Annotated in this window: 25 protein-coding genes, 1 pseudogene and 1 riboswitch; of the genes and pseudogenes, 11 read left to right on the forward strand and 15 right to left on the reverse strand. The window is 73.3% G+C overall.

Features of this window, described 5'->3' with window-relative positions; translation table 11 throughout:
* The 4 genes and pseudogenes from ACWEVO_RS06995 to ACWEVO_RS07010 all read right to left on the reverse strand — a co-directional run.
* Positions 1 to 598 (reverse strand): annotated as a pseudogene (locus ACWEVO_RS06995) (GNAT family N-acetyltransferase); the annotation flags it as partial.
* 173 nt (positions 599 to 771) lie between these two features.
* Positions 772 to 1,458, reverse strand: a complete 687-nt coding sequence (locus tag ACWEVO_RS07000; protein ID WP_452306640.1) for a hypothetical protein — start codon at positions 1,456 to 1,458, stop codon at positions 772 to 774.
* Between the two features lie 66 nt (positions 1,459 to 1,524).
* Complete coding sequence (locus tag ACWEVO_RS07005) at positions 1,525 to 1,983, reverse strand: peroxiredoxin (RefSeq protein ID WP_452306641.1); 459 nt, start codon at positions 1,981 to 1,983, stop codon at positions 1,525 to 1,527.
* A 44-nt stretch (positions 1,984 to 2,027) separates the two neighbouring features.
* On the reverse strand, positions 2,028 to 2,861 hold the full coding sequence (locus tag ACWEVO_RS07010; protein WP_452306642.1) for a patatin-like phospholipase family protein: 834 nt from the start codon (positions 2,859 to 2,861) through the stop codon (positions 2,028 to 2,030).
* 78 nt (positions 2,862 to 2,939) lie between these two features.
* Here ACWEVO_RS07010 and ACWEVO_RS07015 point away from each other — a divergent pair, with 78 nt between their 5' ends.
* Positions 2,940 to 3,668 carry an SDR family NAD(P)-dependent oxidoreductase gene (locus tag ACWEVO_RS07015; protein WP_452306643.1) on the forward strand — a complete coding sequence of 243 codons (729 nt, stop codon included), beginning with the start codon at positions 2,940 to 2,942 and terminating at the stop codon, positions 3,666 to 3,668.
* Between the two features lie 57 nt (positions 3,669 to 3,725).
* Here ACWEVO_RS07015 and ACWEVO_RS07020 read toward each other — a convergent pair whose 3' ends face one another.
* Together ACWEVO_RS07020 and ACWEVO_RS07025 are read right to left on the reverse strand one after the other, a co-directional pair.
* Positions 3,726 to 3,839 carry an MFS transporter small subunit gene (locus ACWEVO_RS07020; RefSeq protein ID WP_452306663.1) on the reverse strand — a complete coding sequence of 38 codons (114 nt, stop codon included), beginning with the start codon at positions 3,837 to 3,839 and terminating at the stop codon, positions 3,726 to 3,728.
* A 5-nt stretch (positions 3,840 to 3,844) separates the two neighbouring features.
* Entirely contained in the window at positions 3,845 to 5,263 is a 1,419-nt protein-coding gene (locus tag ACWEVO_RS07025) for an OFA family MFS transporter (protein ID WP_452306664.1), read from the reverse strand.
* A 170-nt stretch (positions 5,264 to 5,433) separates the two neighbouring features.
* Here ACWEVO_RS07025 and ACWEVO_RS07030 point away from each other — a divergent pair, with 170 nt between their 5' ends.
* Together ACWEVO_RS07030 and pdxY are read left to right on the forward strand one after the other, a co-directional pair.
* On the forward strand, positions 5,434 to 6,006 hold the full coding sequence (locus ACWEVO_RS07030; protein WP_452306644.1) for a GNAT family N-acetyltransferase: 573 nt from the start codon (positions 5,434 to 5,436) through the stop codon (positions 6,004 to 6,006).
* Between the two features lie 42 nt (positions 6,007 to 6,048).
* On the forward strand, positions 6,049 to 6,909 hold the full coding sequence (gene pdxY, locus ACWEVO_RS07035) for a pyridoxal kinase PdxY (protein ID WP_452306645.1): 861 nt from the start codon (positions 6,049 to 6,051) through the stop codon (positions 6,907 to 6,909).
* A 106-nt stretch (positions 6,910 to 7,015) separates the two neighbouring features.
* Here pdxY and ACWEVO_RS07040 read toward each other — a convergent pair whose 3' ends face one another.
* The 3 genes from ACWEVO_RS07040 to ACWEVO_RS07050 form a co-directional block, all read right to left on the reverse strand.
* On the reverse strand, positions 7,016 to 7,669 hold the full coding sequence (locus tag ACWEVO_RS07040) for a nucleotidyl transferase AbiEii/AbiGii toxin family protein (RefSeq protein ID WP_452306646.1): 654 nt from the start codon (positions 7,667 to 7,669) through the stop codon (positions 7,016 to 7,018).
* Positions 7,669 to 8,025 (reverse strand): hypothetical protein, encoded by a 357-nt coding sequence (locus ACWEVO_RS07045; RefSeq protein WP_452306647.1) that lies wholly within the window; start codon positions 8,023 to 8,025, stop codon positions 7,669 to 7,671. Before ACWEVO_RS07045 ends, ACWEVO_RS07040 begins: the two co-directional genes overlap by 1 nt.
* 171 nt (positions 8,026 to 8,196) lie before the next feature.
* Positions 8,197 to 8,847, reverse strand: a complete 651-nt coding sequence (locus ACWEVO_RS07050; protein ID WP_452306648.1) for a hypothetical protein — start codon at positions 8,845 to 8,847, stop codon at positions 8,197 to 8,199.
* Between the two features lie 70 nt (positions 8,848 to 8,917).
* Between ACWEVO_RS07050 and ACWEVO_RS07055 the strand changes: the two genes are divergently transcribed.
* The 3 genes from ACWEVO_RS07055 (at position 8,918) to ACWEVO_RS07065 (ending at position 11,949) form a co-directional block, all read left to right on the forward strand.
* Positions 8,918 to 9,913: a tyrosine-type recombinase/integrase gene (locus ACWEVO_RS07055; RefSeq protein WP_452306649.1), complete on the forward strand. Its 996-nt coding sequence runs from the start codon at positions 8,918 to 8,920 to the stop codon at positions 9,911 to 9,913.
* 37 nt (positions 9,914 to 9,950) lie between these two features.
* Entirely contained in the window at positions 9,951 to 10,976 is a 1,026-nt protein-coding gene (locus ACWEVO_RS07060; RefSeq protein WP_452306650.1) for a hypothetical protein, read from the forward strand.
* Positions 10,974 to 11,057: riboswitch (ZMP/ZTP riboswitch) on the forward strand. (Overlaps the previous gene by 3 nt.)
* A gap of 13 nt (positions 11,058 to 11,070) precedes the next feature.
* Positions 11,071 to 11,949 carry a bifunctional 5,10-methylenetetrahydrofolate dehydrogenase/5,10-methenyltetrahydrofolate cyclohydrolase gene (locus ACWEVO_RS07065; protein WP_452306651.1) on the forward strand — a complete coding sequence of 293 codons (879 nt, stop codon included), beginning with the start codon at positions 11,071 to 11,073 and terminating at the stop codon, positions 11,947 to 11,949.
* Positions 11,950 to 11,955: 6 nt separating this feature from the next.
* Here the strand turns inward: ACWEVO_RS07065 and ACWEVO_RS07070 are convergent, their stop codons facing one another.
* The 3 genes from ACWEVO_RS07070 to ACWEVO_RS07080 form a co-directional block, all read right to left on the reverse strand.
* On the reverse strand, positions 11,956 to 12,987 hold the full coding sequence (locus tag ACWEVO_RS07070) for an alpha/beta hydrolase (RefSeq protein ID WP_452306652.1): 1,032 nt from the start codon (positions 12,985 to 12,987) through the stop codon (positions 11,956 to 11,958).
* Positions 12,962 to 13,966, reverse strand: coding sequence for a hypothetical protein (locus ACWEVO_RS07075; protein WP_452306653.1), 1,005 nt, complete (start codon positions 13,964 to 13,966; stop codon positions 12,962 to 12,964). Before ACWEVO_RS07075 ends, ACWEVO_RS07070 begins: the two co-directional genes overlap by 26 nt.
* Before the next feature lie 145 nt (positions 13,967 to 14,111).
* Positions 14,112 to 14,891, reverse strand: coding sequence for an endonuclease/exonuclease/phosphatase family protein (locus ACWEVO_RS07080; RefSeq protein WP_452306654.1), 780 nt, complete (start codon positions 14,889 to 14,891; stop codon positions 14,112 to 14,114).
* 196 nt (positions 14,892 to 15,087) lie between these two features.
* Between ACWEVO_RS07080 and ACWEVO_RS07085 the strand changes: the two genes are divergently transcribed.
* Positions 15,088 to 15,861: a sulfite exporter TauE/SafE family protein gene (locus ACWEVO_RS07085; RefSeq protein ID WP_452306655.1), complete on the forward strand. Its 774-nt coding sequence runs from the start codon at positions 15,088 to 15,090 to the stop codon at positions 15,859 to 15,861.
* A 7-nt stretch (positions 15,862 to 15,868) separates the two neighbouring features.
* Here the strand turns inward: ACWEVO_RS07085 and ACWEVO_RS07090 are convergent, their stop codons facing one another.
* Positions 15,869 to 16,468 carry a malonic semialdehyde reductase gene (locus ACWEVO_RS07090; protein ID WP_452306656.1) on the reverse strand — a complete coding sequence of 200 codons (600 nt, stop codon included), beginning with the start codon at positions 16,466 to 16,468 and terminating at the stop codon, positions 15,869 to 15,871.
* A 99-nt stretch (positions 16,469 to 16,567) separates the two neighbouring features.
* Between ACWEVO_RS07090 and ACWEVO_RS07095 the strand changes: the two genes are divergently transcribed.
* The 3 genes from ACWEVO_RS07095 to ACWEVO_RS07105 all read left to right on the forward strand — a co-directional run bounded on the left by ACWEVO_RS07095 (position 16,568) and on the right by ACWEVO_RS07105 (position 19,463).
* The gene (locus ACWEVO_RS07095) at positions 16,568 to 16,930 is read left to right on the forward strand and encodes a winged helix-turn-helix transcriptional regulator (protein WP_452306657.1); all 363 of its coding nucleotides are present in this window, start codon (positions 16,568 to 16,570) and stop codon (positions 16,928 to 16,930) included.
* A 24-nt stretch (positions 16,931 to 16,954) separates the two neighbouring features.
* Positions 16,955 to 17,728, forward strand: coding sequence for a GNAT family N-acetyltransferase (locus tag ACWEVO_RS07100; RefSeq protein WP_452306658.1), 774 nt, complete (start codon positions 16,955 to 16,957; stop codon positions 17,726 to 17,728).
* 160 nt (positions 17,729 to 17,888) lie between these two features.
* Positions 17,889 to 19,463 carry a VWA domain-containing protein gene (locus ACWEVO_RS07105; protein WP_452306659.1) on the forward strand — a complete coding sequence of 525 codons (1,575 nt, stop codon included), beginning with the start codon at positions 17,889 to 17,891 and terminating at the stop codon, positions 19,461 to 19,463.
* Between the two features lie 53 nt (positions 19,464 to 19,516).
* On the opposite strand, the gene def is transcribed toward ACWEVO_RS07105, so the two are convergent.
* Positions 19,517 to 20,026 carry a peptide deformylase gene (gene def / locus ACWEVO_RS07110; RefSeq protein ID WP_452306660.1) on the reverse strand — a complete coding sequence of 170 codons (510 nt, stop codon included), beginning with the start codon at positions 20,024 to 20,026 and terminating at the stop codon, positions 19,517 to 19,519.
* Between the two features lie 50 nt (positions 20,027 to 20,076).
* On the reverse strand, positions 20,077 to 20,574 hold the full coding sequence (locus tag ACWEVO_RS07115) for a MarR family winged helix-turn-helix transcriptional regulator (protein ID WP_452306661.1): 498 nt from the start codon (positions 20,572 to 20,574) through the stop codon (positions 20,077 to 20,079).
* Between the two features lie 50 nt (positions 20,575 to 20,624).
* Here ACWEVO_RS07115 and pip point away from each other — a divergent pair.
* Positions 20,625 to 21,594: prolyl aminopeptidase (pip, locus tag ACWEVO_RS07120; RefSeq protein WP_452306662.1), on the forward strand; the 970-nt coding region annotated here is incomplete at its 3' end.

Below are 21,594 nucleotides of genomic sequence, written 5' to 3' on the forward strand. Positions count from 1 at the left end.
CAGCGTGGTCCGTGAGCTGGCCGGCATCGACTTCGGCGGACCCACCGAGGACCCGGGCGAATCCTTCCTGCTCGCCGACGTCCGAGTGACGAGCATCGCGGCGCAGCACGTCCAGGATCACCGCGTCGTCCGGCTCGGGCCGGAACTCCAGCCGGCCGGGCCGCGCCGGCAGGCCGCACTGCGGCGTCCACCGGTACCGGTACCGTTCGACCAGCACCCGCATGCCGGCGGCCGTCGCCGCGTCGATCCGGGCCTGCCCCTGCGCCGCGACCAGCGGATCGTCGCGCCAGCCGTGGGGCAGCAGCAGCGAATACTCCGCGTGCAGCGGCGCCGCCCGCAACAGCGCCACCCCGGCGTCCGGGTCGGTGAAGTCGAACCAGTCCAACGCCAGCGGCGCCGCGTCCTCCGGCCCGGCCCACCAGGCGGCCCGCGCCACCACCACCCCGTCACGCAGGGCCACCCAGGTCCACTCCGGCCGGTAGCCACCCTCGGCGTACGTCTCGCCGAGCACGGCCCGCCCGACCAGCCCCGGGTCCGAAAGAGAGTCGAAAACATGTTCCTCGCCCGCGACGAGCGGGCGGATGACCAGATCGGTCATGCAGGTCCTTCCAGGAAGCGGTGCGCTCCCGGCTTCAAGAACCCGACGTCCTCACGGTCGGGCGGGAGCGCATGACAGTCGCACGTGCCATGGCGCTCACCTCCCTCCCGGTCTCGTCGAGGACGCCGGGGAACCGTACCAGGCCCCCACGCCGCGGCCGAGACATTTACCGCTCAGCGGGCCTCCCGCAGCTCCGCCAGCCGCGCCTCGATCTCCGCCAGCTCGGCGCGCAGCTTCTCCGCCTGCTGCTCCGCCTCCGCCCGCTCCGCGGCCAGGATCTGCTCCACCGCCTCCTGCACCCCCGGCACGTCCACCAGCGCCACCATCCGCAGCGCCTCCGCCGGCTTCACCACGTACGGCTTCGCCAGGGCCTTCGCGCCCTGCTGCGCCGCCACCGTCCACTCGCCCTCGGCGTACGCCAACGTGACGGTCAGCCCGGCCGGGCTCTTCGGCTTCGCCGCCTTCACCGCCCGCTTCGCCGGCTTCACCTCCACCTGCTGCTGCTCCACCTTCGGCTCCTCCCGACGCGGCGCCGGCACCCGCGGCGTGTCCAACACGAACTCCGGCTCCGCCGCCACCGGCTCCGGCTCGACCGGCTCCGGCTTCGGCTCCGCCGCCTTATGCCCCGCCCCCCGCGGCGCGATCGCTACGTCGGTGGGGGAGAAGGGCAACTCGTCGCGGCCGAACCGCACCACCACGAACTCCTCGGACGCCTCCGGGTCGGTCAACTCCACCACCTGCCCGAGCTGACCGGCCATCTGCCCGGCCGCCGCCGTGAACACCACCTTCGGCTTGCGGCCCGCCGCCAACGCCTCCCGGATCCCCTGCACCTCGTCAGTGGACAAACCCTGGCCCGCCATCACGCCCTCTTCCGTACACACGTTTGATTGCAGCCTTGATACCAGCCGGCTGCGACAACCGGAAGATCAACCCCCCAGGGCGCGCAACGCCGCGTCGGCGTGCTCGGTCATGCTCAGCTCGCTGTGCACCACCGCCAGCACCCGCCGGTCCGCACCGATCACGAACGTCATCCGGCGCGTGCTCAACGCCCCCAACGGCAACCGCCGCCGCACCCCGAACGCCGCCGCCACCGCACCGTCGACGTCCGACAGCAGCGGATAGTCGAACCCGTGCCGGCGGGAGAACTCCGCCTGCCGCGCCACCGGATCCCGGCTGATCCCCACCCGCTGCGCGCCGACCGCCGCGAACTCCGCGGCCAGGTCCCGGAAGTGGCAACTCTCCGCCGTGCAGCCCCGGGTCATCGCCGCCGGGTAGAAGAACAGCACCACCGGCCCCGCCGCCAGGAACTCCGACAACCGCCGTGGCGTGCCCGTCTCGTCCGGCAGCGTGAAATCCTCGACCAGGTCACCGACACCCACCGCCACCGCGTACCTCCGCCCGCCGAGCCCGACCCGGTGAGCCTAGGCGATCAGCCCCACACCGCCGCCACCTCACCGGCCACCGCCGCCGCCTGCGCGAACCCCGCCCGCGCCGAGGCCGCCCGCCGCGCCGGATCCAGCACGTTGCGCCCGATCGCCGCCCGCGCCGCCCGGTCCGGTGACACCACCGCCACCCGCGAACCCGCCGCCCGTAACGCCGCCACCTGCGCCGACAGCCGCGGCATCGGCCCGAACCCCGACGACACCGGCGCCAACACCACCACCGCGTCGGCCCCCCGCGCCAGGTCGGCGTTCACCGACGAGCGCACCCCACCATCGACGTACCGGCGGTCCCCGATCGTCACCGGCGGCCACACCCCGGGCACCGCGCAACTGGCCCCCACCGCGTCCACCAACGACACCCCGCTGGCGGCGTCGAACACCACGAACTCACCCGAGGCCGCGTCCACCGCCGTGACCAGCAGCCGCCGCGCCGGCCACTCGCGCACCGGCAACCGCGACTCCAGCACCGCCCGCCGCGACGCCTCCGACCCGGTACGCGCCGCCAACGCCATCGCCCCGACCCGCGCTCGCGCCCGCACCTCGTCCCTGCCCCGAGCGCCCGCCCACGCCCAGCGCAGCAGCACCCCCGCCCCCAACCGGGCCGCCAGCTCACCGCGCGGCGGCCGCAGTTGCGCCGCGTACAAATCCGCCACGGGCGCCCCGGAACAGATCTGCGCCCCCACCACCGAGCCGGCCGACGTCCCCACCAAAAGGTCCGCCCCGGTCACGTCCACCCCCCGCTGCGCCAGGCCCGCCAGCAGCCCCAACTCCCAGGCCACGCCGGTCACCCCACCACCACCCAGCACCAACGCCCGTGTCATGTGTGACCGTCCTCTCGGCGACGTTCCCGCGCCGGTCACGGTAACGTCCCCGACACCACCAGGGCAGGGGAGTAGGCATTGACCTCCGTCACCATCATCACCGGCGGTAGCCGCGGCATCGGCGCCGCCACCGCCCGCCGGCTCGCCGCCGCCGGCCATGACGTCGCCATCGGCTACCACCGCGACCACTCCGCCGCCCAGGCCGTCCTCGCCGACATCCAGGCCGCCGGCCGCCGCGGCGTCGCCGTCCCCGCCGACACCACCGACCCCGACCAGGTGCAGCGCCTCTTCGACGCCGCCGCCGACCTCGGCCCGCTGACCGGCCTGGTCAACAACGCCGGCATCACCAGCCCGATCGGCCCCTTCACCGACCTGCGCCTCGACGACCTGCGTCAGGTCGTCGACGTCAACCTCATCGGCTACGTCCTCTGCGCCCAGCAGGCCGCCCGCCGGATGAGCGACGGCGGCGCCATCGTCAACGTCTCCTCGGCCGCCGCCACCCTTGGTAGCCCCGGCGAATACATCCACTACGCCGCCGTGAAAGCCGCCACCGACACCCTCACCGTCGGCCTCGCCAAGGAACTCGCCCCCCGCGGCATCCGGGTCAACGCCGTCGCCCCCGGCATCATCCGCACCGACATCCACGCCCTCTCCGGCATACCCGACCGCCCCGACAGCGCCGCCGGCCGCATCCCGCTCGGCCGCGCAGGCGAACCCGACGAGATCGCCGGCGCCATCGCCTTCCTCCTCGGCCCCGACGCCTCCTACACCACCGGCGCTGTCCTGCGTATCGCCGGCGGCCTCTGAGCACGACACGGCCCGGGGGAGACGCGCACCCCCGGGCCGTGTCGTGACACCCGCTCGTCAGTGGGTGAACAACTTCGCCGCCGTGATCACCGTCTGCACCACCCCGTAACCGAGCAGCGCCGACACGACCAGCCACGACACCACCAGCCGGACCCGCTGCCCGTGACCCATCTCGTTCACCGCGCGCTCCCTTCCGCCGCCACCGGCTCCGCACCCTCCGCCACGTCCCGGCCCGACACCGGCTCGTGGAACCGCTCCGGCACCGGCCGGATCAACAGGTTCGCGACGAACCCGACCGCCAGGACCCCGACCATCGTGAACAACGCCGGCCGGTACGCCGCCGCCGTCAACGTGCCCGGCTTGCCCTGCGCGTCCAGGAACCCGTTCACGATCAGCGGCCCGGCCACGCCGGCCGCCGACCACGCCGTCAACAGCCGGCCGTGGATCGCGCCCACCTGGAACGCGCCGAACAGATCCCGCAGGTACGCCGGCACCGTCGAGAAGCCGCCGCCGTAGAACGACAGGATGACGCACGCCAGCAGCACGAACAACGCCGTCGCGGTGTGCCCGACGACGGCCAGCAGCACGTACAGCACCATCCCGACACCCAGATAGGTCATGTACATCGGCTTACGGCCGATCAGATCCGAGGTCGAGGACCACACGAACCGCCCCGCCATGTTGAACAGCGACAGCAACCCCACGAACCCACCGGCCGCCGCCACCGACACCGCCGAGGTCCCGTTGTCCCGGAAGAAGTCCTGGATCATCGGACTCGCCTGCTCCAGGATCCCGATCCCCGCCGTCACATTGCAGAACAACACCACCCACAGCAGCCAGAACGACCGCGTCTTCACCGCGTTCGCCGCCGACACGTTCGCCGTCGTCACCAGCGGCTTCGCGGCCACCCGCGCCGGGTCGAACCCCGCAGGCCGCCAGTCCGCCGCCGGCACCCGCACGTTGAACACCCCGAACATCATGATCAGGAAATAGCCGACGCCCAACGTCACGAACAACCACACCAGCGCCGACCCCGACGCCGTCGACCCCGCATTCGCCGGGTCATACCCCGCGTCGTAGTACGACAGCAACTGCCGCGACAGGGGAGAGGCCACCATCGCCCCACCCCCGAACCCCATGATCGCCAAACCCGTCGCCAGCCCCGGCCGGTCCGGAAACCACTTGATCAACGTCGAGACGGGGGAGATGTACCCGATCCCCAGACCGATCCCGCCCAGCACCCCGTACCCGAGATACAGCAGCCACAGCTGCCGGGTCGCGATCCCCAACGCCCCCACCAGGAAACCCGCCGCCCAGAAACACGCCGAGACGAACATCGCCTTGCGCGGCCCGTTCGCCTCCACCCACGTGCCCGCCACCGCGGCCGACAACCCCAGCATCACGATCGCGATGCTGAAGATGACCCCGATCGCCGTCTGGCTCGCACCGAAGTGCGCGATCAGAGAGTTCTTGTACACGCTGGTCGCGTAGACCTGCCCGATACACAGATGAATCGCCAACGCCGCCGGTGGAATCAGCCAACGGCTGTACCCCGGCGGCGCGACGGTGTGCCGACGATCGAGTGCGGAAAGCATCCTTGCTTCCTCTCCGGAAAAAGAAGGCGGTAACTCCCGCCACATGCCCACACCCCACGCATCGGGCAAACCCACCGCGCGCCCGACGGTCGAAACCCTGAGCCGAACGGTCACCCCCACACCCACCGTCACCCCACCACGACCCCGCGTCCCTCCGGCAGGATCACCCCATGCCGCTGCTCACCACCCCCGCCCTGACCCCCGGCCACCTCGCCCACCGGACCCAACCCGACATCCCCGCCGGCGACCTGCTCCTACGCCCCTGGCAACCCGACGACCTGCCCGCCGTCCGCGCCGCCTACACCGACCCGGACATTCGCCGCTGGCACTGCCGCACCATGACCGACGACGAGGCCCACGCCTGGCTCACCGCCTGGCCACACCGCTGGCACGCCGAGACCGCCGCCGGCTGGGCCATCACCGACCCCACCGGCGTCCTCGGCCAGATCAGCCTGCGCCACATCGACCTCACCGAGGCGCAGGGGGAGGTGTCGTACTGGGTGCTGCCCACCGCCCGCGGCCACCACGTCGCCGCCCGCGCCCTCACCGCCCTCACCACCTGGAGCTTCCACCAGGCCGCCCTGCACCGGATCTGGCTGCGCCACTCCACCGCCAACCCGGCCTCCTGCCGGGTCGCCCACCGCGCCGGCCTCCACGCCGAGGGCACCCACCGCGGCGCCGCCCGGCACACCGACGGCTGGCACGACATGCACCTGCACGCCCGGCTGCGCACCGACACCTGACCGGCCACCACCAGCCGCCACGACGGATGCGACGATGACCGGGTGAAGATCCTGTCCATCCAGTCCTCGGTCGCCTACGGCTACGTCGGCAACTCCGCCGCCGCCTTCCCGCTGCAACGGCTCGGGCACGAGATCTGGCCGGTACTCACCGTGCACTTTTCCAACCACACCGGGTACGGCGCCTGGCGCGGCCCGCTGCTCGCCCCGGCCGACGTCGCCGACGTGATCACCGGCATCGAGGACCGCGGCGTCCTCGGCGACGCCGACGCGATCCTCTCCGGCTACCAGGGCGACCCGGCGATGGGCGCGGTGATCCTCGACGCCGTCGACCGGGTCAAGGCACTCAACCCCGAGGCCGTCTACTGCTGCGACCCGGTCATGGGCGACGTCGGCCGCGGCATGTTCGTCCGCCCCGGCATCCCGGAGTACCTGCGCGACACCGTCGTGCCGCGCGCGGACATCGTCACGCCCAACCAGTTCGAACTGGAGTTCCTGGCCGGCCGCACCACGAACACCCTCGACGACCTGCTCGCCGCCGTCGACGTCGTACGGGCGACCGGCCCCCGGCACGTGCTGGTCACCAGCGTCCTGCACGGCGACGTGCCGCAGGGATCGCTGGAGGTGGTGGCCGTGTCCGACGAGGGCGCCTGGGCCGTCACCACGCCGCTGCTGCCGATCAGCCCGAACGGCGGCGGGGACGTCACCGCCGCGCTGTACCTGGCCCACCTGCGCACCACCGGCTCGCCCCAGACCGCCCTGGAGCGGACCACCAACGCCATCTTCGCCATCTACGAGGCGACCCTCACCGCGGGCACCCGCGAGCTGCAACTGGTCGCCGCCCAGGACGCGATCGCCCACCCGCCGACCCGGTTCGTCGCCCGGCAGGTGCGCCGAGCCGCGTAATGATCATGTGCCGGCGCGGACCGGGGGAGAGGGGCATCCTCCGGAGCCGAAGAGCATCCCTCGCTGTCCGTCTGTGCCGATCGTCAAGACGACGTCGCCATCCTGGTTATCGAGGCCAGTCGGCGAAGGCGCGGTGGATTCCGCGGATCTGATCCGGGGTGAGGCGGTAGAGGGCGAATACCGCGTCGGGTAACCGGTCGAGGCGTTGCATGGCTTCGCGGACCTCGTCGTCAGCCAGGGCGGGGTCCGCACGGCGACCGAGGCTGATCAGATCCTCACGGCTGTAGCGGTCGAGGACGGCGGCGACGTCGATGTAGTCGCGCGGTTGCGCGCGGGTGATCATGGCCGCCACCTTGGTGCCGATCACGTCGTCGAGGTGCAGCACGGGGCCGATGTCGAGAAGGACCGGGCTGTTGGTGCGCGCGAAGCGCACGAGCTGTAGTCGGACGGCTTGGGCGCCTCGGCGGACCTCGAATTCCGTCATGTCCTGATCGAATCCGTAGAAGATGTCGTCGAGTTCTGTGGGATCCGGGATCGTTTCGACGTCGAGGCCAGCGTCGACCAGGGTGTCACAGACCAGCCTGGCTGCCGCCGTGACGCCGCCGGTTACATCCGTGAACAGGTCGATGTCCTCGGTGGGTCGGGCGCCGATGCCATGGGCGATGAGGGCTTGACCGCCGGCGAGCGCGAAACCGTGTTGGCGGGCCGCGGCGAGAGCGATACGGGTGACGTCGAGCTGAAAGGGATCCGGGGCCGGCATCAGGCGGCGACGCCCCGGGAGCGCAGCACGGGGTGGCGGTCCTCCCAGGCGCGACGTACGCCCCTGGGCAGGTACAGCTGAGACCACAGCCGAACGAGCGTAGGTCCGTGTAGCCAGGTGTGCAGTTCGTCAGGGTGAACCGCTTCGGTGAGCACCGTCTCGTACATCCAGGCGAGCAGGCCAGGGGCGTCGAGATTGACGTGGCGGTCCGGCTGCCAGAACAGTCGGTGGGGAAGTTCGATCACTCCGCTGGTGGGGCCCCGCATCTGGTCGAGGTCTGCGACCACGACGGCCCGGCGACCAGGCCGGCCCTCATAGAGTGCCCGTGCGTTGCGCACGGAGCGGACGGGGTCCATGCCTAGAGCGTAAACCTGATCGCCGTACGGGCGGCGTACGTCGCCCGGCCGTTTGGAGGCGATGTCGGAACATCCGCCTGTTTCCGGCTGCGCGACGGCAGCCCTGTGCGAATGGCCGAGGGCCACTTCCCGGTCCCGCTCGAGCCCGCTCCGGAGATTCGATAATCTACATTATGTAAAGTTGACGGGGCGGAGCCCTCCTCCGGGCAGCCGCAGCGGGGCGGTGATCCCGAAGTCGCGGTCGATGGCGGCGACGAGGTCCGCCCCGCGCGCGCCCAGGCCGGCCTCGTGTGCCCACGCGTCGAGCCGGGCGAGAAAGCCGGACAGGTCGGCCTGGGCACGGGTCAGCAGTTGCGCCAGGTGCGGCCGGCTCAGCTCGACGTACGGGCCGTGCCGCTGCGGTCCGCCGTGCTGCCACACGCGCAGCAGGTCGCCCTGTGCCTCGACCTGTGGTCCCGGGTCGTGACCCAGCCAGGGCGCGCCGCCGTCCAGGGCCGACGTCCACTCCCGCCACTCCTCCAGGCCCGCGCAGCAGCCCGGCGACACGCTCGCCCCGGTGTCGCTGTCGTCCATCCGCAGTCCGCCGGCGACGAGCAGCGACTCTTCCCGGAGCAGGCCGTCCACCACCTCGTCCCGACCGGCGGGCGGTGCGACGTCGATGTGGGCGGCGACGGCGGCGAGGAACAGTTCGACCTCCTCCGGCGGGCAGCCGGCGTGCAGGGTGAGCCACCGTTGGGTTCTCGACGCGGGTGCGGGCCAGGTTCTGGTCGGGTCGTCGGCCGGCACCTCGACAACGGGGCGCAGGGTGATCACGCCGCTCATTGCACCGGATGTGCCCGCTCCCCTGCGACCCGGCATGACCAGAACGCGAAAATCATGCATAATATCCCTTATGCATGACAAAACGGGCGAATCGGTAGGCCGGTTGATCGAGGAGTTCCTCACCGACCGGGCCACCCGCAAGCCCTCCCCGCACACCCTCGCGGCCTACCGGCGGGACCTGACCAGCGTCGCGGCGCTCACCGGCCCCGACGACCCCACTCCCCTCCCCCTCGACCAGGTGCCGGTCACCGCCCTCTCCCCCCGGGTCATGCGCACGGCATTCGCCCGGTTCGCCGCGCCCCGCGCCGCCGCCTCCGTCCACCGTGCCTGGTCCACCTGGAACAGCTTCTTCACCTTCCTCGTCGCCGAGGGCGTCGTACCCGGCAACCCGATGCCGGCGGTGGGTCGGCCGCGCACCCCGCTCCCCCGCCCCAAGCCGCTGCGCGGCGAGGACACCCCGGAGGAGCTGCTCGCCGCGGTGGCCCGCGAGGCGGGCCGGCAGCGCGACCCGTGGCCGGAACGCGACCTGGCCGTGCTGGCCCTCGCGCTCTGCGCCGGGCTGCGCCTGTCCGAACTGTTGGCGCTGCGGGTGTCGGCCGTCGCCGGTCGGGCCGGCGAGCGGCGGGTGGACGTGGCCGGCAAGGGTGGACGGCCGCGGACCGTGCCGATCGAGGCGGGCGTGGACCGTGCCGTGGCGGACTACCTGGACAGCCGGCGCCGGCGCTTCGGCGCGCGCAGCGTACGTCCGGACTCGCCGCTGCTGGTCGACCGGCACGGTGAGCCACTGCGCCGGGGTGGCCTGCAGTATCTGGTGGAGTCCTGCTACCGGCGGGCGGGCATCGGTGACCGGGTGCCGAAGGGCGCGCGGCTGCACGCGTTGCGGCACACCTTCGCGACCCGGTTGGCGGAGGACGGGGCGAGCGCGGCGGAGATCATGCGGTTGCTGGGGCACGCGTCGTTGGCGTCGTCGCAGACGTACATCGAGGTGACGGCCGGTCAGCAGCGGGCGGCGGTGCGGTCCAACCGGACCAACCGGGCCCTGGCCGATCTGTTGGGCGGAAGTTGACCGGTTTCCCGGGCTGCCCGGTGGCACGATCGGCGGGATGCGGGTCGGTGTGGCGCGGGCGGTGGCGGTCGACTGGGTGCGCGAGCGGGCCGGGCGGGACGCGGGGATCCAGGGGGCGTTCTTCAGCGGTTCGACGGTGGGTCTGCCGGAGGATGCGGTGCTGCCGGCGTCGTCGGACGTGGATGTGCTGCTGGTGCGCGAGGGCCCGGCGGCAAAGGTGGGCAAGTTCCGGCACCGGGGGGTGCTGCTGGAGGTCAGCACGGTCACCTGGGACGAGCTGGGCGGGCCGGCGGATGTGCTCGGGTCGTGGGTGTTCGCGCCGTTCTTCCGCACCGACACGGTGATCGTGGATCCGACGGGACGGCTGGCGGCGATCCGGGAGCGGGTGTCGGCGGGGTACGCGGATCCGGTGTGGGTGCGGCGGCGCTGCGCGGGGGTGCGTCGGCGGATCGAGGTGGGGTTGCGGCGGCTGGACGGGGGCGCGCCGCTGCACGAGCAGGTGCTGGGGTGGGTGTTCCCGACGTCGGTGCTGGCGTTGCTGCCGATGGTGGCGGGGTTGCGCGATCCGACGGTGCGGCGGCGGTACGTGCGGGCGCGGGAGGTGCTGGCGGCGTACGGGATGGCCGACCGGTATCCGGAGTTGCTGGCCACGTTGGACGGCGGTGGGGTGGGTGCGGCGCGGGTGCGGGAGCATCTGGCCGGGTTGGCGGTGACGTTCGACGAGGCGGCCGCGGTGGCGCGTACCCGGTTTCCGTTCAGCGCGGATGTGACGGCGGCGGGGCGGCCGGTGGTGGTGGACGGCGGCGCGGAGCTGGTCCGGGCGGGCGCGCACCGGGAGGCGATGTTCTGGATCGTGGTGACGTACGCGCGGTGTCACGCGATCCTGGCGGTGGACGCGCCGGGGCGGGAGCGGGTGTTGCGGCCGGCGTTCGAGGCGGCGGTGGCGGATCTGGGGGTGGCGTCGGTGGCGGACCGGCGGCGCCGGGCGGACGGTGTGCTGGCGGCGTTGCCGGGGTGGCAGGCGGTGGCGGATGTGATCGCGTCTCGTGGTGTGGCAGGCTGAGGCGGACGCGACTGGCGGCACGGGGATGGCAGCAACCATCGGGGAGCTTCGTCGCGGGGGTCGACCGCCTGGGCCTCCGCGGGCGAGGTGTGGCATGTCTTCTTCGGATACGACGGCTCGGCTGCTGCCGGGCGGTCCGGTGGCGCAGCAGGTGTTGGCGGAGGTCGCGGATCAGGTGGCGGCGTTGCGCGCGGCGGGGGTGACGCCGGGTTTGGCGACGGTGCTGGTGGGTGACGACGACGCGAGCGCCGGGTACATCCGGATCAAGCAGCGGCAGGCGGCGGAGTTGGGGTTCGAGTCGCCGCACGTGCATCTGCCGGCGTCGGCGTCGCAGGCGGATCTGCACGCGGTGCTGAAGGACTTCAACGCGGACAAGGGTGTGCACGGGGTGCTGGTGCAGTATCCGATCCCGGGGCAGCTGGACTACGACCGGGCGTTGTCGGTGCTGGATCCGGACAAGGACGTGGACGGTATGCATCCGGTGAACATGGGCCGGTTGGCGTTGGGCCTGCCCGGTCCCCTGCCGTGTACGCCGGCGGGGATCGAGGCGTTGCTGGCGTTCCACGGGGTGCCGGTGGCGGGCCGGGAGGTGGTGATCCTCGGTCGGGGCGCCACGTTGGGTCGGCCGTTGGCGATGTTGTTGGCGCAGAAGCGGCCGAGCGCGAACGCGGCGGTGACGGTGGTGCACACGGGGGTGGCGGACTGGCCGCGGTACACCCGGCGGGCGGAGATCCTGGTGGCGGCGGCGGGGGTGCCGGGGATCGTGCGGCCGGAGCATGTGCGCCCGGGTGCGGTGGTGGTGGGCGGTGGCGTGCGGTATGAGGGGCGGCGGTTGCTGCCGGATGTGGATGAGCGGTGCGCGGAGGTGGCGGGGGCGATCACGCCGCGGGTCGGTGGGGTGGGTCCGACGACGGTGGCGATGCTGTTCCGTAACGCGGTGCGGGCGGCGCAGCGGGCGGTCGGGGTGGGTTGAGTCGGGTCATCCGGTGGTGAGGGGGCGGCCGAGCCAGGTGGAGAGCCAGTCGAAGGCGGGTGCTTCGACGGCTCGCCAGGTGGAGGGGTTGTGGCCGCCCCCGTCGACGTAGCTGGTGGTGAGGGTGATCGGGGGGCGGGCGAGTTGGCTGAGGGCGCGGGTGTCGCGCAGCGCGGCGTGGTCGGCGCGGCCGCAGGACAGGTAGAGGGCGACGGCGGGGCGGGGCAGGTGTTGCAGTCGCCAGATGTCGTTGTTGAGGGTGTGTTCGGTGCCGTCGCCGATGGTGAGGCCGGGTTCGGCGTAGCCGGAGAGGCTGGCGGCGGCGGCGTACCGGTCGGGGTGGCGTAGGAGCAGGTTGGTGGCGCAGTAGCCGCCGGCGGAGAGGCCGGTCAGGCCCCAGGCGTTGCGGTCGGTGCGCAGCCGCAGGTGGGCTTTGGCCCAGGCAGGTACGTCGACGGTGAGGAAGGTTTCGCTCTGCGGGCCGTGGGTGAGGTTGACGCATTCGGTGTCGATCATGGTGTTGGGTGTCTGGTAGGGGAACAGCACGACGGTGGGGGCCATTCGGCCGGCGGCGATTTCCCGGTCGAGGTGGCCGGGGGCGTCGAGTAGTTGCAGCCAGCCGGCGGGTGAGCCGGGGTAGCCGTGCAGGGCCTCGATGACGGGGAAGCGTTGCTGCGGGTGGGTGTCGTAGGCGGCCGGCAGGTAGACGTACATGGGCAGGTTGAGGCCGCTGGCGGTGCCGGGGACGGTGACGGTGAGGATCCGGCCGCCGTGGTGGCCGTCGGGGGTGGCGGTGGTGGCGGTGGCGGTGTCGGGTCGGCCGAACAGGTCGGCCCAGGTGGTGTAGGTGGCGCTCTGCCGGTTGACCCAGGCGAGTGCGACGGCGGTGGCGGTGGTGAGGCACAGCAGTGCGGCGGTGGCGCGGACGGTGTGCCGGCGCCAGCCGTGCCCGGTGTCCCAGGTGGCGGCGAGCAGGACGGCGGCGGCGACGGCGAGCGCGGCGGCGGTGAGTTCAGCGGGGATGCTGTCGGGTGACATGGGTGCCTGCCGTCGAGGGTGGGATGGCCGGTGGGTGGTGGTGCGGGTGCCGGGCCCGTTGCGGGGGTGGGATGAGCGGGGCGGGGGCGGCCAGCGGCGGTGGGGTCTGCTGGCAGGCCCAGCGCAGGGCGGCGGGCAGGCCGCGGCCGGGGCCGGCGGCGAGCCGGATGGGGTTGCTGGTGGCGGGCCCGGCGGTGGTGGCGGTGACGGCGAGGGCTTCGCCGGTGGGTAGGTCGGCCAGGTCGGCGGGTCCGGGTGGGGTCCGGGTGCCGGTGGTGGTGTCGTCGACCAGGGCGAGGGCCGGGTAGCGGTCGGGTGCGGTGTGCACGACGGCGTCGGCGAGGGCGCGCCGGCGGGTGGTGGCGACCAGGGCCCAGGTGTGGCCGGTGACGCGTAGGTCGCGGGTGAGGCTCAGGGGTAGGGCGCCGGCGAGTACGCCGGGGTCGACGGTGGCGGCGGGTCGGGTGAACACCAGGACGGCGGGGCCGGCGGTGGCGGCGGCGCGGGCGGCGTCGGCGTCTTCGGTGGGGTTCCACCGGTCGTCGTCGGCGACGACCAGGACGGCCGGGTAGCGCCAGCCGGGGTGGCGCAGGTAGCCGGCGGGCACCACGACGGTGGGTGGGGTGTCCAGGTGCCAGTTCTGCCAGCCGGTGGGGCGCCAGTCGAAGGTGATCGGGTTGTCGCCGGTGGTGGCCCGGTGGGCGAGCCAGCGGTCGAGTTGTCCGGGCCGGTCGTCGTGGCCGGTGGTGGTGGTGCCGCCGGTGTGCAGCAGGTCGTGCCAGGAGGTGTAGAACTGCTCGTGCCGGTTGACGGCCAGGCCGATGGTGAGCAGCACGAGCAGTTCGGTGAGCAGGACGGCGGTGGGGCGCAGCAGCAGCCGGGTGCGGGGCGCGCGGTGCCAGCCGTACGCGGTGGCGCAGGCGGCGGCGATGGTGGCGGCCGTGGCCAGGGCGAGCAGTGGTATGCCGGTGAGGGACACCTCGTGCCTCCCGTCGTCGCACCATCGTTACCACGGGCGCCGCCGGGGCCGGTGGGGAACGCCGGAGCGGGGGCGGTGAGGGTGATTCTGAGCGGTGCGGCTGTGGGCTGCCCGGGGGTTGGCTGGGAGTGCGCTGAGGGGTGGTTCAGCCGAGGTCGACGACCAGTGGCCGGTGGTCGGAGATCACCGACAGTGGGGTGTCGACGGCGGTGACCGGGGGCAGCCGGTCGAGGGACCGCCGGTCGGCGAGGATGTGGTCGAGTTGGACGCGGGGTTGCCCGGCCGGGTAGGTGGGGCGGCGGCCCAGGGGTGGCCAGCCGGACAGCAGGTGGGCGGGGCCGGCGGGCAGGTTCAGGTCGCCGAGCAGCAGCCGTGGTGCGGGCAGGGTCCGCAGGGCGCGTACCACGCGGCGCAGTTGCAGGATGTTCCAGCCGGGCACGAAGGACAGGTGGGTGGCGGCGACGGTCAGTGGCCCGTGCGGGGTGTCCAGTACGGCGGCGAGCACGACGCGGGGTTCGTCGCGCAGCAGCACCAGTCCCCCGCCGGGTCCGGGCACGTAGATCGGGGATCGGACGGGGGCCGGGCGCAGGCGGGTGACCTGCCAGGAGCGGACCGGGTAGCGGCTGACCAGGCCGACGCCGTAGAGGGGTTCGCCGTGTCCGTCGTCGTCGTGGGTGAGGGGGCGGAACTGTTCGCCGGGGGTGCCGACGACGGCGGCGGCGAAGCGGTGTTCGGGGGCGCCGAGGGCGCGGGCGGCGATGGCGGTGAGGTCGAGGTTTCCGCTGCGCGTCTGGTCCCGGTCGACCTCCTGCAGGGCCAGTACGTCGGCGTCGATCGCGGCGACGGCGGCGGCGAGCCGGTCGGGGTCGACGAGCCCGTCGGTGAGGGAGCGGCCGTGCAACAGATTGAAGGTGGCCAGGCGCACCTGCACACCCTACGTCCGCGTGGCAGGCTTGCCGGGTGCTCAGGGCGGTGGTCTGTTCGGTGCTGGTGTTCGTGGCGGTCGCGTCGGCCGGCTTGTGGCTGCGGCGTCGGCGGGGCCGCTGACCGGCGGCCGGGGGTGGTGAGGCTGGCCACAGCCGGTCTCGTCGGGGCGGTGGTGGTGGGAAGAATGGCCGCCCGTGGATCCTGTCTCGCTGAGCACCCTGTTGGCCGCGGCCGCCATGGCGGGGTGGGTGGACGCGGTGGTCGGTGGCGGTGGGCTGCTGCTGTTGCCGGCGCTGCTGGTGGCCGCGCCGGGGGTGCCGGTGGCCACGGCGCTGGGCACGAACAAGCTGGCCGCGATCTTCGGTACGTCGACGGCGGCGGCGACCTATGCCCGGCGGACGAAGCTGGACTGGGCGGTGGCGGGTCCGTCGGCGGGTCTGGCGGTGGTGACGGCGGGGTTGGGTGCGGCGCTGGCGGGGGCGGTGCCGGCGGGCGCGTACCGGCCGGTGGTGCTGGTGGTGCTGCTGGCGGTGGCGGCGTTCGTGCTGACCCGCCCGCGGTTGGGTGTGCTGTCCCTGCCGCAGCGGCGCACGCCGGCGCGGGTGGTGACGGCGGTCGGGGTGGCCGGTCTGGGCATCGCCCTGTATGACGGGTTGATCGGGCCGGGCACCGGCACGTTCCTGGTGGTGGCGTTCACCGCGCTGGTGGGGGCGGATTTCGTGCACGCCTCGGCGATGGCGAAGGTGGTCAACGCGGGCACGAACCTGGGTGCGCTGGTGGTGTTCGCGGCGACCGGGCACGTGTGGTGGCTGCTGGGTGCGGCGATGGCGGTGTGCAACGTCGCCGGAGCCGCGCTGGGCGCGCGGATGGCGCTGCGGCGCGGCTCCGGCTTCGTGCGGGTGGTGCTGCTGGTCGTGGTGGTGGCCCTGGTGGGCAAGCTGGGCTACGACCAGTGGGTGGCGGGCTGAGCCTGCCTCAGGCGTGCCGGACGACGTCGTCGTAGTCCAGGCGGGGCAGCCGGGGGAACCAGGCGTCCGGGCCGGGCTTGCCGATGTTGACCACGAGCAGGGAGCGCCAGCTGCTGTCGGCGAAGAACTCCTTGTCGAGGGCGTCGGCGTCGAAGCCGGCCATCGGGCCGGCGGCCAGGCCGGCGGCGCGTACGGCGAGCAGCCAGTAGCCGATCTGCAGGGTGGCGTTGAACCGGGCCATCCGCTCGCGGGCCACGGCGTCGGCGGCCAGGCCGTCGCGCATTTCGGGGCGGATGGGGAAGACCCGCGGGATGAACTCGTGGAAGTCGGTGTCGACGGCGAGGACGGCGACGACGGGCGCGGTGGCGGTCTTGGCCTGGTTGCCTTCGCTCATGTGGGTCAGGAGCCGCTCGCGGGCCTCCCCCTGGCGGATGAACAGCACCCGCAGCGGCTGGGTGTTGGCGGCTGTCGGCGGGTACTTGGCCAGTTCGAAGATGGCGCGCAGCTGCTCGTCGCTGACCGGCTCGTCGGTGAAGGTGTTGGCGGTGCGGGCGTCGGTGAACAGCTGGGCCTGCGCCTCGGGGTGCAGGGTGATCAGGTCACTCATTACCGGGGTCCCTCGCTCAATCGTTGCCCCTCCTACATCGGGAGTGGCTAGCTTTTTAGTAGTGCCTTCCGGGATGAGGGTAGCGCGTATCCTGGACGGGTGACAGTCAGGCCGGAGGTGGGCGGCGAGCCCCGCATGTGTGACCAGGGGCTGGCCCGCGCCTTCGCGTTCCTCGGCAAGCGCTGGAACGGGGTGCTGCTGGGCACCCTCGCCGGCGGGCCGGCCGGCTTCGCCGAGCTGGGCCGGGCGCTGCCCGGGATCAGCGAATCGGTGCTGTCCGACCGGCTCGGCGAGCTGTGCCGGGTCGGCCTGGTCTCGCGCACCGTGCGCGAGGGCCCGCCGGTCGGGGTCAGCTACGAGCTCACCGAGCGCGGCGCCGCCCTGCTGCCGGCGCTGGACGCGCTCGCCCGCTGGGCGCACGAGAACCTGCCCGACCAGCCGGGACGCGCCGGCGGCTGCTGACCGCCGCTGTGTGATCATCCTCAGGTGTCCGTACGCGCCGAACACGACCGGGCCGTCCTGGCGAAGCTGCTGGGCCGGGACCCGGTGCTGCACGCCTACCAGCTCGGTGACCTGGACGACTTCTTCTGGCCGTACACCTCCTGGTACCGCCGGGACGACCAGGTGGCCCTGCTCTACCACGGCGTCGAGCTGCCGACCCTGCTCGCGTTCGCCGCGCCCGAGGGCACCGACGAGCTGGCCGCGCTGCTGAGCGAGGCGGCCCCGGTGCTGCCCGCCCGGCTGTGGGCGCACCTGTCCCCCGGCCTGGAGGCCACCGTCGCCCGCTGGTACGAGCTGACCGACGCCGCGGCGCACCACCGGATGGCGCTGACCGACCCGGACCGGCTGGCCCGGGTCACCCCCGCCGGGCAGGTGCTCGACCGCGCCGACCTGCCGGCGCTGCACGCCCTCTACACCGCCGCCTACCCGGGGAACTGGTTCGACCCGCGGATGCTCGACACCGGCCAGTACGTGGGCATCCGCGCCGACGGCGAGCTGGTGGCCGTCGCCGGGGTGCACGTCTGGTCCCCCACCTGGCGGGTGGCCGCCCTGGGCAACGTCACCACCCACCCGCGGATGCGTGGGCGGGGCCTGGCCGCCGCCGCGGTGGCCGCGCTCTGCGCCCGGCTGCGCGACACCGTCGACCACGTGACGCTCAACGTCCGCGCCGACAACACCGCCGCCGTACGCCTCTACGAGCGGCTCGGTTTCACCCGGGTCGCCGAGTTCACCGAGTGCGGGCTGCACCGCCGCCGCTGAACGCCCGTCCGGGTGTCGTTACCCTGTCCAGCCGCCACGCTGGGTCGGGAAGCCGACCGTGAGCTGGGCTTGTGTCGGACCGGGCCGGGCCGGCCGAGCCCCTAGCGTCTGCCTTCGAGGCCGCGCCCGGGGCGGGCGCGGCGGAGCCGAAGGAGACACGATGGGTTTCACCGCGACACCCCAGGCGCGAAGAGCGGCGGTGACCGTCGCCGCCGTGACCGCGATGGCCACCGCGATGGCGACACCGGCCTGGGCCGCGCCGGGCGTCGACCCGGCCACCGTCGACCGGACCAGTGACCCCGGCACCACCATCGGGATCAGCAAGGTCGTCTCGACCCCGCCGATCCCGCCGAACCCGGACGTGGTGCTGCTGGTCGACACCACCGGCAGCATGGGCCCGGCGATCGCCAACGTACGGACCAACCTGCAACAGGTGATCAACAACGTGCGCGGGGCGCAGCCGAGCGCCGAGTTCGCGGTCGCCTCCTACCGGGACGAGGGCGACGGCGCGGAGCTGTTCCGGGTCCGGCAGGGCCTCACCGACGACGCGACCGCGCTGCAGAGCGCGGTGAACGGGCTGACCGCCGACGGCGGCGGTGACGTCCCGGAGGCCTGGGTGAACGCCCTGTACCAGGTCTCCGACGGCGCGATCGCCTACCGCACGGGCAGCAGCCGGATCGTGGTGCTGGTCGGCGACGCCCCCAGCCACGACCCGAGCGCCGGGCACACCCTGGCCCAGGCCACCGCCGCCCTGCAGGCCGACGACGCCCGCGTCCTGGCGGTCAACGTCAGCGGCGCAGGTGGCGGCCTGGACGCCCTCGGCCAGGCCACCGCCGTGGCCGGCGCGACCGGCGGCCAGGTGGTCGGCAGCTCCCCGGACACCGTCACCGCGGCGATCCTGTCCGGGCTGCACGACCTCGACGTCACCGTCACCCCGAGCGTGACCTCCTGCGACCCGGGCCTGTCGGTGAGCTTCGACGCCGCGTCGAAGACCCGGCGCAGCGGCAGCGACGTGCCGTTCGCCGAGACCATCACGGTCGCCGCCGACGCCGCCCAGGGCGCCACCCTGTACTGCACGGTGGACTTCCTGCTCAACGGCCTCTCCGGCGGCCCCGCGTTCGTCGAGCGGATCAGCGTGAAGGTCAACGACGTCACCCCGCCGACCGTGGTCGTCGACGACCGGACCGTCGAGGCGACCGGCCCCGCCGGCGCGGTGATCAACTACCCGGCCAGTGCGACCGACAACGTCGACGGGCCGCTCACCCCGACCTGCGCGCCGCCGCCGGGCAGCACGTTCCCGCTGGGCGCCACCACGGTCACCTGCACCGCCACCGACGCGGCCGGCAACACCGGCACCGACACCGCGGTGATGCGGGTGGTCGACACCACCGCCCCGACCACCCGGTGCGTGCCGACGAACAACCCCAGCGGCGACAACACCCCCGGCTCGTACAACCCGGACGGGTTCTACCAGCTGACCGCCACCGACATCGTCGACACCGCCGTGGACGTGTACATCTCTGACGCCGCCGACCCATCGGTGAAGTTCGGCCCGTTCCCCGCCGGCACCAAGATCAAGCTGGTGCAGGCGCCGGGCGCGCAGTCCCGGGTCAAGGACGGCACCGGCGACATCGACTACAAGGTGACGCTGCGCGGCGACGCGGTGATCACGGGCGTGGACGACGCCGGCAACACCTCGACCGCGACCTGCCTGGTGGCCCCGCCGCCGAAGTGACACCGCGGTCCTGACGCGGGGGTGGCCGGTGCTGCGGCCACCCCCGCCACGCGTCACAGGCCGCGGCTGGGCGAGTGGAACCGGCCGGCGCGGATCTCCCGCAGCGCCCGGCGGCGGGTGTCCCCCCGCAGCGTGTCGACGTAGAGGCGGCCGCGCAGGTGGTCGGTCTCGTGCTGCAGGGCGCGGGCGAGGAAGCCCCGGCCGGAGATGGTCAGGGGCTCGCCGTGCTGGTCGAAGCCGTGCGCGGTGGCCCGCATCGCCCGGGGCGTCGGGAAGTACAGCCCGGGAATGGACAGGCAGCCCTCCTCGTCGTCCTGCACCTCCTCGGACAGCTCCAGCGTCGGGTTGACCAGGTGGCCCCGGTGGCCGTCGGCGTCGTAGACGAACACCTGCGCGTTCACCCCGATCTGCGGCGCTGCCACCCCGGCCCGGCCGGGCGCGCCCAGCAGGGTGTCCATCAGGTCCTGCACGAGCGCGCGCAGGTCGGCGTCGAAGCTGGTGACCGGCTCGCAGGGGGTGCGCAGCACGGGGTCGCCGATGATGCGGATCGGGCGCATAGTCATGCCCGGAAGGCTATCCGGGCATTACCGCCACCGGCGGGTGCACCCGCCGGTCAGCCGGCCGCCGGCCGGGGACCGGGGGCGAGGCCGGTGTCGGTGATCCGGTCGCGCAGCCGGCGGCGGCGCAGCGCCGCGAGGACCGCGTACAGCTCGTCGGCCAGCGGCACGGGCAGTTCGGCGTCGAGCGCCCGCATCGCGGTGGTGGTGGCCGCCCACTCGGCCTCGATGACCGGCCGCAGCGTGTGGGCCCGCTCGGTGAGGGTGACGATGCGTTGACGGGCGTCCGCGCCGGGGCTGAGGGTGACCAGGCCGGCACGGCTCATCTGGGCGACGGTCTGGCTGGCCGCGGAGTGGGTGACGCCGACCCGGGCGGCCAGGTCGCGGATGGCCAGCGGCCCGTCGGCCAGCAGCACCCGCACCAGGGGTGAGAAGCGGGGCCGGTAGTCGGCCAGCTCCAGGTCGGCGTACACGGCGGCGACGTCACCGTCGAGCAGCTCCAGGACGTGGCGCAGCAGGGTGCCGAGGGCCTCGCGCTCGGGTGTGGCGGTCACGTCCGCTAATGTAACAGCGCTGTTGTATCTCGTGGACGGGGAGGGTCCTGATGTATCCACCGATCGAGCCGTACGCCCACGGCCTGCTCGACGTCGGCGACGGCCAGCGGATCTACTGGGAGACCTGCGGCAACCCGGACGGGCGGCCGGCCCTGGTCGTGCACGGCGGCCCCGGCTCCGGCGCCGCCCCGTTCTGGCGGCGGCTGTTCGACCCGGCCGCCTACCGGGTCGTCCTGTTCGACCAGCGCGGCTGCGGCCGCAGCACCCCGCACGCCAGCGACCCGGCGGTGGACCTGTCGGTGAACACCACCGCACACCTGCTGGCCGACATGGAACGGCTGCGCGCGCACCTGGGCATCGACCGCTGGCTGCTCTGCGGCGCCTCCTGGGGCTCCTCGCTGTCCCTCGCGTACGCCCAGCGGCACCCGGACCGGGTCACCGCGCTGGCGCTGTTCAGCGTGGTCGCCAACACCCGCCGGGAGATCGACTGGGTGACCCGGGACATGGGGCGGATCTTCCCGCAGGAGTGGGCCCGCTTCCGCGACGGCGTGCCCGAGGCCGACCGGGACGGCGACCTGCCCACCGCGTACGCCCGGCTGGTCAACGACCCGGACCCGGCCGTGCGGGAGCGGGCGGAGCTGGACTGGTGCGCGTGGGAGGACGTGCACGTCTCCCTCGCCGGCGGATTCAAGGCCGACCCCCGCTACGCCGACCCGGTGTTCCGCGCGGCCTTAGTCCGGATCGTCACCCACTACTGGAGCAACCTCGGATTCATGCCCGACGGGCAGCTGCTGCGCGACGCCGGCAAGCTCGCCGGGACCCCCGGGGTGCTCGTGCAGGGGCGCCTGGACGTCAGCGGGCCGCCGGACATCGCCTGGCGGCTCACCCAGGACTGGCCGGACGCCCGCCTGGAGATCGTCGAGTCCGCTGCGTCGCGCCGAGGTCGACCTGGTCATCCTGCAGCGTCCCGAGGAGTTCGACCTGGCCTGCGACTGGCTGGGGCGACGGGTGGGACGCGAC

It is taken from the genome of Micromonospora sp. NPDC003776 (assembly GCF_053605645.1).